Origin of the sequence: Streptomyces sp. NPDC014764 (genome assembly GCF_043082785.1) — a bacterium.
Classification (GTDB): Bacteria; Actinomycetota; Actinomycetes; order Streptomycetales; family Streptomycetaceae; genus Streptomyces; species Streptomyces althioticus.
The window spans coordinates 588,808-601,878 of the sequence record NZ_JBIBXY010000002.1; the positions used below are offsets into that span (position 1 = coordinate 588,808).

A 13,071-nucleotide genomic window follows, 5' to 3' on the forward strand; every position below is an offset into this window, starting at 1 on the left:
TAAGCGGTGTCAATGGGTGGTGCGCAGGCGACTTCTGGTACGTCGCGGCCGTACGGAAGTCCAGAACAGACCGGTGTGGAACCCGGTCGTGATCTGTTACCGTCCACCGAAATTTCCCGCGGCCTGCCCGCAACGATCGGTGGCGCCGCCCGTCCCAGCCTGCGAGGTGCCGCGTGCCCGCGTTCGACCTGCCCCCGGCCGACCTCGAACGTCATCGTCCGGACGTCGCCGAACCCGCGGACTTCGACGCGTTCTGGAAGCGCACGCTGGGCGAGGCGGCCGGCGCGGGCGGCGTTCTGGTCTCCGCCGAGCCGGTGGACAACGGACTGCGGCTGACCGAGACCTGGGACGTGACGTTCCGCGGCTTCGCGGGCGACCCGGTGCGGGGGTGGTTCAGCCGCCCCGCCGGCGTGGGTGAACCCCTCCCGGCGGTGGTGGAGTTCGCCGGGTACGGACGCGGACGGGGCCTCCCCCACGAGCGGCTCACCTGGGTCAACGCCGGGTACGCGCACCTGCTCATGGACAACCGGGGCCAGGGCGACCAGTACGGGTGCGGTGGGGACACCCCCGATCCGCACGCCGGCGCACCCGGCGGTCCCGGACCGGTCACGCGAGGGCTGCTCGACCCGCACGACCTCCATCACCGCCGGCTGATCACCGACGCGGTGCGCGCGGTGGACGCCGTCCGCGCCCTGCCCGGCGTGGACGCCTCCCGGGTCGCGGCGGTGGGCAACAGCCAGGGCGGGGGCGTCGCGCTGGCGGTCGCGGGGCTGGTCCCGGACCTGGCGGCGGTCCTGGTCACCGCGCCCTTCCTGTGCGGGATCCGCCGTGCGCTGGACCTCACGGACGCCTCTCCCTACGGCGAGATCAGCGCGTACCTCGCCGTGCACCGGGGCGCGGAGGAGACGGTCCACCGCACCCTGTCCTACGTCGAGGGCGTCTCCTTCGCCCGCCGCGCCCAGGCGCCCGCCCACTTCGGCGTGGGCCTCCGCGACACGGTGTGCCCGCCGAGCGGGGCGTACGCGGCGTTCAACCGGTACGCGGAGCTGACGGGCGGCCAGGAGGAGAAGGTCCTGCACGCCTACCCGTTCAACGGGCATGAGGGCGGGGACGCGGTGCATGTCCGACGGCAACTGGGGTGGTTGCGGGAGGTGTTGGGGACGTGAGGGCTCGGCCGCGTGCCGCACGGCGGTGGCCGGGGTCAGCCGGCCCGGCACGACAGGGCGGTTCCGGCGGGGGCGGCTCGCCGGGAGGCGAGGGCGGCTGCCCGGAGGTCGCAGGCCGCGGGCATCACGCGCCCGGGGCCGTCCGGGGCGCCGAGGGCGGTCGTCGTGCCCTCGCGGCAGAGGAGGCCGCGCAGCTCGGGTCGCGGCAGCGTGTCGGGGCGGGTGTGGGTGACGGCGCCCGAGGTCAGGGCCAGGCCGACCGCCGGTACCGCGGCCAGGACACAGACGAGCACCACGAACAGGATTCTGTCGCCGTTGCGCCGGGCCGTACCCGCGCCGACGCGGTCGCTTGGTGGCGTGATCATGACACTCCCGTCCGCGACTGTGGGGGCGGACGAGGCGGTGGCGCCCCGGCGACGGGTTCCGGTCCGCACGCTCATCAGTGGGAGCGCTCCCACCTCGTCCGTGGAAGGGACGGTAGCGCCGTGGCGCGGGGATGTAAACGGTTACCGCGCGTATCGGCCGCGGAGGCGACGCGGGGCGGAGAAGCGACCCGGGGACCGCGAGGGCCGCATCCCCGTGCGGGGATGCGGCCCTCGGTCACGCCCTGTCTGCCGCTTACTTGCGGATCAGGCTGCGCAGCACGTACTGCAGGATGCCGCCGTTGCGGTAGTAGTCGGCCTCACCGGGGGTGTCGATGCGGACGACCGCGTCGAACTCGACACCGGTGTCGGTGGTGACCTTCACCGTGCGGGGCGTGGTGCCCTCGTTGAGCTCGGTGACGCCGGAGACGGAGAAGGTCTCCTCGCCGGTCAGGCCGAGGGACTCGGCGGTGTGGCCCTCGGGGAACTGCAGCGGCAGGACGCCCATGCCGATGAGGTTCGAGCGGTGGATGCGCTCGTACGACTCGGCGATGACGGCCTTGACGCCCAGGAGCGCGGTGCCCTTGGCCGCCCAGTCACGGGACGATCCGGAGCCGTACTCCTTGCCGGCCAGGACGACCAGCGGGATGCCGGCGGCCTGGTAGTTCTGCGAGGCGTCGTAGATGAAGGAGACGGGGCCGCCGTCCTGCGTGAAGTCGCGGGTGTAGCCGCCCTCGGTGCCCGGCGCGATCTGGTTGCGCAGGCGGATGTTGGCGAACGTACCGCGGATCATGACCTCGTGGTTGCCGCGGCGCGAGCCGTAGCTGTTGAAGTCGCGGCGCTCGATGCCGTGCTCCGTGAGGTACTTGCCGGCCGGGGTGTCGGCCTTGATGGCGCCGGCCGGGGAGATGTGGTCGGTGGTGACCGAGTCGCCCAGCTTGGCCAGCACGCGGGCGCCGGCGATGTCCTCGACCGGGGCCGGCTCCATCTGCATGCCCTCGAAGTACGGGGGCTTGCGGACGTAGGTGGACTCGCCGTCCCACTCGAAGGTGTCGCCGGTCGGGATGGGCAGCGCCTGCCACTGGGCGTCGCCGGCGAAGACGTCGGAGTAGGACTTGGAGAACATGTCCTCGCCGATGGCGTTCGCCACGACGTCGTTGACCTCGGCCTCGGAGGGCCAGATGTCCTTCAGGAAGACCGGGTTGTTGTCCTGGTCGTAGCCGAGGGCCTCGCGGGTGATGTCCACCTTCATGGAGCCGGCGAGCGCGTAGGCGACGACCAGCGGCGGGGACGCCAGGTAGTTCATCTTGACGTCGGGGTTGATCCGGCCCTCGAAGTTGCGGTTGCCGGACAGCACCGAGGTGACGGCCAGGTCGTGCTCGTTGACGGCCTTGGAGACCTCCTCCGGCAGCGGGCCGGAGTTGCCGATGCAGGTGGTGCAGCCGTAGCCGACCAGGTTGAAGCCGACCTTGTCGAGGTAGGGGGTCAGGCCCGCCTTCTCGAAGTAGTCGGTGACGACCTTGGAGCCCGGGGCGAGGGTGGTCTTGACCCACGGCTTGCGGGTCAGGCCCTTCTCCACCGCCTTCTTGGCCACCAGCGCGGCGGCGACCATGACGTACGGGTTGGAGGTGTTGGTGCAGGAGGTGATCGCCGCGACCGTCACCGCGCCGTGGTCCAGGGTGTAGGTGGTGCCGTCGGGGGCGGTCACCTCGACCGGGTGGGAGGGCGCGCCGTTGGAGATGGCCGGGGCGTCGGAGGCCGGGAACGACTCCTTGCTGGCCTCGTCGACGTCGCCGCCGTCCTTGACGTAGTTGCGCACGTCCTGGGCGAACTGGGCCTTGGCGTCGGCGAGGACGATGCGGTCCTGCGGGCGCTTCGGGCCGGCGATGGACGGGACGACCGTGGCCAGGTCCAGCTCGAGCTTCTCGGAGAAGTCCGGCTCGGCCTTCGGGTCCAGCCAGAGGCCCTGCTCCTTGGCGTACGCCTCGACCAGCGCGACCTGCTGCTCGGAGCGGCCGGTCAGGCGCATGTAGCTCAGCGTCTCGTCGTCGATCGGGAAGATCGCGGCGGTGGAGCCGAACTCCGGCGACATGTTGCCGATGGTCGCGCGGTTGGCGAGGCTCGTGGCGGCGACGCCCTCGCCGTAGAACTCGACGAACTTGCCGACGACGCCGTGCTTGCGCAGCATCTCGGTGATCGTGAGCACCAGGTCGGTGGCGGTGGTGCCGGGCTGAAGCTCACCGGTGAGCTTGAAGCCGACGACACGCGGGATCAGCATGGAGACCGGCTGGCCGAGCATGGCGGCCTCGGCCTCGATGCCGCCGACGCCCCAGCCGAGGACGCCCAGGCCGTTGACCATCGTGGTGTGCGAGTCGGTGCCGACCAGGGTGTCGGGGTACGCCTTGCCGTCGCGGATCATGACGACGCGGGCCAGGTGCTCGATGTTCACCTGGTGGACGATGCCGGTGCCGGGCGGGACGACCTTGAACTCGTCGAACGCGGTCTGGCCCCAGCGCAGGAACTGGTAGCGCTCCTTGTTGCGGCCGTACTCCAGGTCGACGTTCTGCTTGAACGCGTCGTTGGTGCCGAACTTGTCGGCGATGACGGAGTGGTCGATGACCAGCTCGGCCGGCGCCAGCGGGTTGATCTTGGCCGGGTCGCCGCCGAGCTCCTTCACGGCCTCACGCATCGTGGCGAGGTCGACGACACAGGGCACGCCGGTGAAGTCCTGCATGATCACGCGGGCCGGCGTGAACTGGATCTCCTGCGACGGCTGCGCCTGGGAGTCCCAGCCGCCCAGGGCGCGGATGTGGTCGGCGGTGATGTTCGCGCCGTCCTCGGTGCGGAGGAGGTTCTCCAGCAGCACCTTCAGGCTGTAGGGAAGGCGCGCGGAGCCCTCGACCTTGTCCAGCCGGAAGATCTCGTACGACTCGTCGCCCACCTGCAGCGTGCTGCGGGCGTCGAAGCTGTTCGCCGACACGACAGTCTCCTTCATTGATGTGCGCGTACCACCGTCAATCGTGCCGCCACGCCGGCTTGGCCGTTCCGGTGAGGTCAGGCTAAGTTAGGCAGGCCTAACTCGAGTGGCGACCGCGGTGCGCCTCGGCAGATATCTCGATGTCGAGATAACTCTAGTACACGGGCGCGGAATGGTCATGCCCGGGTTCCGGTGCGCCCTTCCCGTGCCCTCGCGGGCACGCCGTCACCCTTTCTCCCTTCGCCTTCTTCCTTTGCCTCCTCCACCCTCCCGCCGCGGAGGGCCCGGCGCCACGGCTGACACGGCCGGCGGCTGCCATGACGGCCGCGGACCGGGGTATCCGACTGAGACACAGTCAGTCACGGCAGGCCCGATCGGGCTCGATCAGGGAGGCGAGGATGCCCCTCACGTTCCGTAAGAGTTTCCGGATCCTTCCGGGGGTGCGGCTGAACATCAACAAGAAGTCGTGGTCCATCACCACGGGCGGGAGGAACGGCCCCCGGTACACGCGGAGCAGCACCGGACGTCATACGACATCGATGGATTTGCCCGGACCTTTCGGGTGGCGGCGCACCTCCCGCAGCCGTCGGACCGGCGGATAGCCGGGGCGCCTTGACGTCACATCACCCGACTGTCACCCGAATGGACCCCCCAGAAGGTGCCATCTCATATCTGAGATAGCCTCAACCTCATGGCAGACGACTACCTCGTACGCATCGGTAAGCTCATCCGTGACGCCAGGCAGCACCGCGGCTGGACGCAGACCCAGCTCGCGGAGGCACTCGGCACCAGTCAGAGCGCCGTCAACCGGATCGAGCGCGGCAACCAGAACATCAGCCTTGAGATGATCGCCCGCATCGGCGAGGCGCTGGACAGTGAGATCGTCTCCCTCGGCTACGCCGGCCCGATGCATCTGCGGGTGGTGGGCGGCCGCCACCTCTCCGGCTCCATCGACGTCAAGACGAGCAAGAACGCGTGCGTGGCACTGCTGTGCGCCTCGCTGCTCAACAGCGGGCGCACCGTGCTGCGTCGCGTGGCCCGGATCGAGGAGGTGTACCGCCTCCTGGAGGTGCTGAACTCCATCGGCGTGCGCACCCGTTGGATCAACGACGGCGTCGACCTGGAGATCGTGCCGCCGGCCGAGCTGGACCTCGCCGCGATCGACGCGGAGGCGGCCCGCCGTACCCGCTCCATCATCATGTTCCTCGGCCCGCTGCTGCACCGCCTGGACCGCTTCATGCTGCCGTACGCCGGCGGCTGCGACCTCGGCACGCGCACGGTGGAGCCGCACATGATCGCGCTGCGCCGCTTCGGCCTGGACATCGCGGCGACGGAGGGCCAGTACCACGCGGTGGTCGACCGCGCCGTCGCCCCGGACCGCCCGATCGTGCTGACCGAGCGCGGGGACACGGTCACCGAGAACGCGCTGCTGGCCGCCGCGCGGCACGACGGCACGACCGTCATCCGCAACGCGTCCTCCAACTACATGGTCCAGGACCTGTGCTTCTTCCTGGAGGCGCTGGGCGTCAAGGTCGACGGCATCGGCACGACGACGCTGACCGTGCACGGTGTGCCGAAGATCGACGTGGACGTCGACTACTCCCCCTCCGAGGACCCGGTCGAGGCGATGAGCCTCGTGGCAGCCGCGGTGGTGACGGAGTCGGAGCTGACGGTCCGCCGGGTGCCGATCGAGTTCCTGGAGATCGAGCTGGCGGTCCTGGAGGAGATGGGCCTCGACCACGACCGCACGCCGGAGTACTTCGCGGACAACGGCCGTACGCGGCTGGTGGACCTCACCGTCCGGCCCTCCAAGCTGGAGGCGCCGATCGACAAGATCCACCCGATGCCGTTCCCGGGCCTGAACATCGACAACGTGCCGTTCTTCGCGGCGATCGCGGCGGTCGCCCAGGGCCAGACCCTCATCCACGACTGGGTCTACGACAACCGCGCCATCTACCTGACCGACCTCAACCGCCTCGGCGGACGCCTGCAGTTGCTGGACCCGCACCGCGTCCTGGTCGAGGGCCCGACCCGGTGGCGCGCGGCCGAGATGATGTGCCCGCCGGCCCTCCGCCCGGCCGTCGTCGTCCTGCTCGCCATGATGGCGGCGGAGGGCACGTCGGTACTGCGCAACGTGTACGTCATCAACCGCGGTTACGAGGACCTGGCGGAGCGGCTGAACTCGATCGGGGCGCAGATCGAGATCTTCCGGGACATCTGACGGACGGGATCCCCTACGGCACGAAGGTGGTGTTTCGTCCCGTAGGGGATCCCGTCACCTCATCCCGAAGCTTCCTGGGGTGTGCGCAGTTGACGCTCGCGCCGTGACGGGGGCGGATGCGGCGGTGGGTTCGTCGGTCATGGGGTTGATCATGACGTCGGACCGGTCCGGGTGTGCTCGCAGTCACGCGGGTCAGGCGCCGGGACAGGGCCTCGTCCCATGTTCCGGACCGTGCACACCGTCGGTCCGAGACAACCGCCGCCGCATCAGGTGGAGCCTCAGGCCAGCGTGGCCAGGAGGCGCAGCCGCTCGGCCGATGCCGTGTTCTCATCCGCTCCGCTGAAGATGACGCGCACCCCAGGCGTGTCGGTCAGCCGCAGCACTTCCTCGTTCAGGAGCATCGTGCCGACTTGGGGATGACGGTACTCGCGCTTCGAATGCAGGCAGTCACTCACCGGATGGGCGGACCAGATCCGCACGAAATCCGCGCTGCGCACGCTCAGCTCACCGATCAGCGCGTGCAGCGCCCGGTCGCCGGGGTGATGAGCGGCTGCGTGTCGCAGATACGCGGTGATGTCCCGCGCCTGCGCCTCCCAGTCCACCAGCAGGTCACGGGTCGAGAGATCGAGGAACGTGATGCGGGCGATGTTCGGCCCTGGCTCGCTCGCGGCTGCATCCCTCGCGGGCAGCCCCCACAGGCTGAAGCCGAGTCGGTTCCCACCCAGGACATCGGCGCGTCGGCCTACGACGAGTGCCGCTTGGCTGGTGGTGGCGTCCACAAGCGCCTGTACCGCGGGACGCAGCTGTTCCGGTTCGCTCACGCCCTTCCACTCCCTGTTCGGCTGACTCGGCCTCGCCAGGCGGGCGAGGTAGACGCGCTCATCAGGAGTGAGTTTCAGGACGTTCGCCAGTGAGCTGAGGACCGAGTCGGACACCTGGTGGCTCTCTCCCCGCTCCAGGCGCGTGTAGTAGGTGACGCTGATACCGGCGAGCTGTGCCAGCTCTTCTCGTCTCAGCCCCGGCACCCTGCGCTGCCCGTAGGAAGACATACCGGCCTCCCCGGGCGCAAGGGCCGCACGTCGGCTGCGCAGGAAAGCCCCGAGTTCCGAAGACGATGACCAGGTGTCGCTCATGCCTCGAGTGTCTCAACCGAAGTGTTGTCGTGACTGTCCACCTCATGGTCCCCCACGCGGTCTTCCGCCGGAGGGACCGCGTGATTAACGGGTGCAGGCGAGCGTCCCCCTCAGCCCTTGGGTGTCCATGGCATGGTCTGGCTGATCGCTTGAGCCTGTCCGACCCTGGAGACATGCACGAGAACCACACCTCTCCAGGCACCCCTGCCCAGTCCGACGAGACGGCACCGGACCTCTTCGTCGTGAGCGCGGCCACCAGCGACACCGGTTCCGCCGTGGTCCAGGCGCTGGCGAACAGCGGATCAGCAGTCGTAGCGGTCGGACGCAGCCGCGAGCGGCTTCAGAAGTACGCCGGACTCGGCGCCCGCATTCATGTCAGCCCGCTCGACGATGTGAACGGTCTGGCTGCCGCCCTGGAAGGCGCTTCCGGCGCGTTCCTCATGATGGCCCCGGGCCTCATCCCGGACAGCCTGGACTTCCCGGCCTATCAGAAGGCTGTGACAGCGGCCCAGGCGGAGGCCGTGGAGGCCGCGTACCGACGCGGTACGTTGCGTCGTGTGGTGACCCTCAGCGGTTGGGCGGCGAACTACCCCGGCGCCCGAGGTCCGGTGCGGGCGTTGAAGCCGTTCGAAGATGCCATCGACGCCACGGGTGTTCCGGCGGTCCATCTGCGAGCTGGATCGTTCATGGAGAACCTTCGCGCCGACATCGCGTCCGTCAAGGCGACCGGTGTCACGGGTGGCCTCGTCGCTCCTGACCTTCCCCTGCCGATGATCGCCACCGTGGACATCGGACGGGTCGCGGCGGAGTTCCTGCGTGGCGAGCGCGCCTTCACTCCCGGTCCCGTGGAGGTTGTCGGCCCGGCCTTCCGGACTCTCGACGAGGCCACTCGACTGATCGGCGCCGCGGTCGGGGCCCCGGACGCCCGGTACGTCCAGCAGTCCCCCGAAGCTGTGCGCGCCGCGCTGATCGATGCGGGATTCAGCACCCACATGGCTGATGAAACCGTCGCCATGACGTCGGATGTCGCGGAGGGTCGCATCAGGGTGCTGGGTACGGGTCGCACGATCACCACCTCGACCACTCTCGAGGAGTTTCTCGCGAGTGCCACCGCGTGATCAGCGGCTCACCGGGTGCGCGAGAGCTCTCCGGCAACCGCGCTCCGTAACCTGCTCGCCCCGGACAGTGAGCAGGGCGTGAAGCTCGCCCGGCCCCGATCCGCACGAGAAGCCCGTGCACTGCCACGCCCACTGTGCTGCGTCTCGGCCCGCCGGCCCGATCCGCAGGTCCACGGGTATCGCCCCGGCCGGGTACCGCCCAGCGGCACAGCCGTTGGAGGAGTGCGCCGGCATGCCGCGCCACGCACCTGTCGCCCGCGCATCAATTCATCCGTACGTTCAAGAGAAGGCCCCGCATGTTCGCCACGTCCCCCAGCCAGGTCCCCGGCTTCCAGAGGTTCCGCCTCGGGAGCCTTCTGATCACCGCCCTCTACGACGGATTCGTGCCCATCCTCACCGAGGATCTGCACGGCGAGCCGCAGCACGAGATGCGCCGTCGCCTTTCCGATGCCTATCTGCCGGAGGAGGGGGACCCCTACACGGCGGTCATCGGCTTCCTGGTCGAGTACGACGGTCAGCGAGTCCTCGTGGACGCCGGCAGTGGTAACACGCTCGGTCCGGACACCGGCCACCTCCTGGAGGCGCTGGGTGCCGCCGGTGTCGCGGCGGAAGAGATCGACCACGTCCTCATCACTCATCTCCATCCCGACCACTGCGGCGGTCTGGTCACCGAGAGCGGTGAGGCCACGTACCCCCGGGCCGTCGTCCATGTCGCACGCGCGGAAGTCGACCACTGGCTCGACGAAAAGCTGACTGCGGCGGCCGAAGGTGTCCAGAGGGTGATTCACGACGGCGCCGCCACCGCGCTGGAGCCGTACCGAAGCACGGGTCGGCTCGACGCGTTCGACACTCTCGACACCGTGCCCGGGGTACGTGCCTTCGATCAGCAGGGGCACACCGCCGGCCACAGTGGATACCTCTTCGGGGAGGCCGACCAGCCGGTCCTCTTCTGGGGCGACACCGTTCACAGCCACACCGTGCAGCTTCCCTGCCCCCACGTGTCGATCGCCATTGACAGCGACGAGTCCCGTGCGGTCGAAGCCCGCGCAAGGGTTCTGGAAACGGTCACGACGAACGGATGGTGGGTCGCCGCGTCGCATCTGCCGTTCCCCGGCCTGGGCCACCTGCGACGCGGCGATGGCGGTTACACGTGGACTCCGATCCACTTCAAGCCGCTCGACGTGGCGGGCTGAGGGTCCCGTAGTACTTCGTCCCCGGGACCGGTCGTGCCGCCGACGGCGTAGAGCCGACCGGTCCGGGGAGCCGGCACGAGCAGCCTTCGCGGACGCCTCGGCCGACGTGCGGCTCGGGCGCGCTCCGTCCCGTACGACCGCGAGACAGCGGGACTTGTTCGCGTCGGCCGGTTGATCGTCCAGGGTTAAGGTCAGCACCTGCACATGGAGAGAATCTGCTGAGGGAGCGGACGGTGGTTGGACGAGCGCGTGCCGGTGCCGGTCAGCACCAGGCGCTCCCTCCGCCGCGGTTCGTCGGCCGCGCCCGCGAGCTCGCCGCCCTGGACGACGCGCTCGGCTCGGCTCCCGCTGTCGTGCTGCTCGACGGTGAGGCGGGCATCGGCAAGACCCGGCTGCTGCGCGAAGCCCTGCGATTGCAGGCGAAGAAGGGGCGGCGTGCCCTTGTCGGTGCCTGCCCGGAGCTGCGGGTGCCGTACACGCTCGGCGCGGTCGTGGACGCGGTGCGTGACGGTGCGGACAACGTTGCCGCCCTGCGGCTGAGCGGGTTGGGCGGTGCACTGCGGCCCCTGTTTCCCGAGTGGGCCGACGATCTGCCTCCGGCTCCCGAGCCGCTGCACGATGCGACCGCCGCCCGGCATCGGCTGTTCCGCGCGTTCGTCGAGCTTCTCGGCCGACTCGACGTCGCTGTGCTGGCGATCGAGGACGTGCACTGGGCGGACGAGGCAACGCTGGAGTTCCTGCTGTTCCTGGTCTCTCGCCGCCCTCAGGCGGGCAGCGTGGTGCTGACCTACCGCCGGGACGAAGTACCCCCGGATTCGCTGCTGTTGCGACTGACATCGCGGCCACCCGCCGACGCACACCTGGTGAGGCTCACCCTGCAGCCGTTGGACGTCGGCGAGACCGCCTCCCTGGTCTCGTCGATGCTGACGGGTCACCACGTCTCGCACGAGTTCGCGGCCTTCCTGCACGCCCGCACCGAGGGCGTGCCGCTGGCCGTGGAGGAGTCCGTGCGGCTGATGCACGACCGAGCCGACCTCGTTCGCCAGGACGGGGGCTGGGCACGCCGCAGGCTGGAACGCATCGACGTCCCGCCCACGATCCGCGACGCCGTCCTGCACCGCGTGGGGCGGGTGGGGCCCGACACCCGCACCGTCCTGTACGCGGCGGCGGTGCTGTCCGGCCCGGCCGACGACGCGACACTGCGCGCGGTCACCGGCCTGCCGGACGACGGGTTCGCCGCGCCGGCGGCCGAAGCGCTGGGCGGCGGCTTGCTGCGGGAGCTCAAACCCAGGCAGTGGTCGTTCCGCCACTCACTGGCGAGCCACGCCGTGTACGAGGCCATCCCGGCGGAGGAACGACGTGCCATGCACCTGCGCGCAGGTCACGCCCTGGAGCAGTGGCCGCAGCCGCCCGTGGCGCAGCTGGCCCGGCACTTCCGGCTGGCCGGTGACGTCGAGGCGGCGTGCCGCTACACCGAAGAGGCGGCCGACCTGTGTCTGCAGTCCGGCGACGTGGTGACCGCTGCCCTGCTGATGCACAGCCTGGTGGCCACCATGGCGGTCCCGGTGGAGTCGCTGGTGCGCCTGGTGACGGAGATCCAGTTCCAGGCACTGCCTGGTTCCGATCCGTTCTCAGAGATCATCGAATCGCTCCGCTCCGCACTCGACGCACAGGCGTTGACGCCGGAGCAGCAGGCGTCGGTCCGCTTCCAGATCGGCCGGCTGCTCATGGCCGCGGGCAGGATGGAGGCCGGCCGCGCCGAGATCCTCACGGCAGAACCTCACCTCCGGCCGGACTCGCCGGAGGCGGCACGCGCCCGCATCCTGCTCGCTCTGCCCCTTGGAGACGCACGCCCGGTCACGGAACATCTTCAGTGGCTGAGGGAAGCGCCGCCGACGGCGAAGCCCATGACTTCCCTCGACCGTCTGCAGGTTTCGGTCGAGCGCGCCTTCGCGCTGCTGATGCTCGGCGAGGAGACCGGCTGGGAAGAGGCCCGGCACATCCCGGACGTCGTTCCCGACCCGCGGGACGCGTCCATAGTCACCATAGGCCACGCCAACGTGGGCGATGAGCCAAGCGCTCAACGAGCTGAGCCGCAGCACCGGAACCCTGTTCGTGGTGGCCGCCGGGAACTCCGGCCTCATCCCCCAGAAGGTCGTCACCCCGGGCTCCGCCGACGACGCCCTGACCGTGGCGGCCGTCGACGGGAACGGCGACATGGCCGAATTCTCCAACCGCGGACCGCGGGTCGGTGACGGCGCCGCCAAACCCGACATCGCGGCTCCGGGCGTGGGCATCGTCGCGGCGCGGGCCGCGGGCACCGCCATGGGTGCGCCGGTGGACGAGTACTACACCGCTTCGGACGGGACCTCGATGGCCACGCCCCACGTGGCCGGCGCCGCAGCGATCATCGCCCAGCAGCATCCGGAGTTCTCCGGTGAGCAGATCAAGGCGCTGCTGATGGACACCGCCGACGACCTCGGGCACGACCTGTACGCCCAGGGCACCGGCCAGGTGGACCTGGCGACCGCGACCGATCCACGGATCGTGACCAGGGGCAACCTGAACTTCGGCCGCGCGACATACCCGCACTCGCCGACCACGAAGAAGATCACCTACAGCAACCGCGGTGACCGGGCGACCACTTTGCATCTCGCACTGTCGGCTGCCTTCGCCGACGGCCGGCCCGCCGCATCCGGCCTGTTCACGCTCAGCACGGACAAGGTGGTCGTCCCCGCGGGCGGCTCCGCCGAGGTGGCGGTGACGCTCGACGGCGGCGTGCTGGGCTCTGACGGGGCCTTCGGCGGGTACAGCGGGCTGCTCAGCGCCCGGGACGACTCGGGCGCGATACGGCTGAGTTCGAGTGTGCACACCTTCTCGAGGCCCAGAAGTTCCCGTTGA

The 13,071-nt window shown here is 69.9% G+C and carries 9 protein-coding genes and 1 pseudogene; 7 read left to right on the top strand and 3 right to left on the bottom strand.

The genetic code is table 11. From position 1 onward, the window contains the following. Positions 1-173: 173 nt before the first annotated feature. Positions 174-1,166 carry an acetylxylan esterase gene (locus tag ACF1AG_RS07680; protein WP_359605665.1) on the top strand — a complete coding sequence of 331 codons (993 nt, stop codon included), beginning with the start codon at positions 174-176 and terminating at the stop codon, positions 1,164-1,166. 35 nt (positions 1,167-1,201) lie between these two features. On the opposite strand, the gene ACF1AG_RS07685 is transcribed toward ACF1AG_RS07680, so the two are convergent. Further along, positions 1,202-1,531 (bottom strand): hypothetical protein, encoded by a 330-nt coding sequence (locus tag ACF1AG_RS07685; protein ID WP_391809471.1) that lies wholly within the window; start codon positions 1,529-1,531, stop codon positions 1,202-1,204. 253 nt (positions 1,532-1,784) lie between these two features. Continuing rightward, positions 1,785-4,508, bottom strand: coding sequence for an aconitate hydratase AcnA (gene acnA, locus ACF1AG_RS07690; RefSeq protein WP_359600396.1), 2,724 nt, complete (start codon positions 4,506-4,508; stop codon positions 1,785-1,787). A 395-nt stretch (positions 4,509-4,903) separates the two neighbouring features. Here acnA and ACF1AG_RS07695 point away from each other — a divergent pair, with 395 nt between their 5' ends. After that, positions 4,904-5,107, top strand: a complete 204-nt coding sequence (locus tag ACF1AG_RS07695; RefSeq protein ID WP_387795502.1) for a DUF4236 domain-containing protein — start codon at positions 4,904-4,906, stop codon at positions 5,105-5,107. Between the two features lie 89 nt (positions 5,108-5,196). Next, the gene (locus tag ACF1AG_RS07700; RefSeq protein WP_033274070.1) at positions 5,197-6,726 is read left to right on the top strand and encodes a UDP-N-acetylglucosamine 1-carboxyvinyltransferase; all 1,530 of its coding nucleotides are present in this window, start codon (positions 5,197-5,199) and stop codon (positions 6,724-6,726) included. Positions 6,727-7,004: 278 nt separating this feature from the next. Here ACF1AG_RS07700 and ACF1AG_RS07705 read toward each other — a convergent pair whose 3' ends face one another. Further along, complete coding sequence (locus ACF1AG_RS07705) at positions 7,005-7,859, bottom strand: helix-turn-helix transcriptional regulator (protein ID WP_359600399.1); 855 nt, start codon at positions 7,857-7,859, stop codon at positions 7,005-7,007. Between the two features lie 173 nt (positions 7,860-8,032). Between ACF1AG_RS07705 and ACF1AG_RS07710 the strand changes: the two genes are divergently transcribed. The 4 genes and pseudogenes from ACF1AG_RS07710 to ACF1AG_RS07725 all read left to right on the top strand — a co-directional run bounded on the left by ACF1AG_RS07710 (position 8,033) and on the right by ACF1AG_RS07725 (position 13,071). After that, a complete protein-coding gene (locus ACF1AG_RS07710; RefSeq protein WP_359746227.1) occupies positions 8,033-8,977 on the top strand; it encodes an NmrA family NAD(P)-binding protein in 945 nt (314 codons plus the stop codon). A gap of 296 nt (positions 8,978-9,273) precedes the next feature. Next, positions 9,274-10,170 (top strand): MBL fold metallo-hydrolase, encoded by an 897-nt coding sequence (locus ACF1AG_RS07715; protein WP_391809472.1) that lies wholly within the window; start codon positions 9,274-9,276, stop codon positions 10,168-10,170. Between the two features lie 233 nt (positions 10,171-10,403). Further along, positions 10,404-10,943, top strand: a pseudogene (locus tag ACF1AG_RS07720) (ATP-binding protein); the annotation flags it as partial. 1,294 nt (positions 10,944-12,237) lie between these two features. Continuing rightward, positions 12,238-13,071 (top strand): S8 family serine peptidase, encoded by an 834-nt coding sequence (locus ACF1AG_RS07725; protein ID WP_391809473.1) that lies wholly within the window; start codon positions 12,238-12,240, stop codon positions 13,069-13,071.

Coding starts and splice junctions, on each gene's coding strand:
- ACF1AG_RS07685 (WP_391809471.1), bottom strand. CDS start 1,531: ATGATCACGCCACCAAGCGACCGCGTCGGCGCGGGTACGGCCCGGCGC.
- ACF1AG_RS07715 (WP_391809472.1), top strand. CDS start 9,274: ATGTTCGCCACGTCCCCCAGCCAGGTCCCCGGCTTCCAGAGGTTCCGC.
- ACF1AG_RS07695 (WP_387795502.1), top strand. CDS start 4,904: ATGCCCCTCACGTTCCGTAAGAGTTTCCGGATCCTTCCGGGGGTGCGG.
- ACF1AG_RS07700 (WP_033274070.1), top strand. CDS start 5,197: ATGGCAGACGACTACCTCGTACGCATCGGTAAGCTCATCCGTGACGCC.
- ACF1AG_RS07710 (WP_359746227.1), top strand. CDS start 8,033: ATGCACGAGAACCACACCTCTCCAGGCACCCCTGCCCAGTCCGACGAG.
- ACF1AG_RS07725 (WP_391809473.1), top strand. CDS start 12,238: ATGAGCCAAGCGCTCAACGAGCTGAGCCGCAGCACCGGAACCCTGTTC.
- ACF1AG_RS07705 (WP_359600399.1), bottom strand. CDS start 7,859: ATGAGCGACACCTGGTCATCGTCTTCGGAACTCGGGGCTTTCCTGCGC.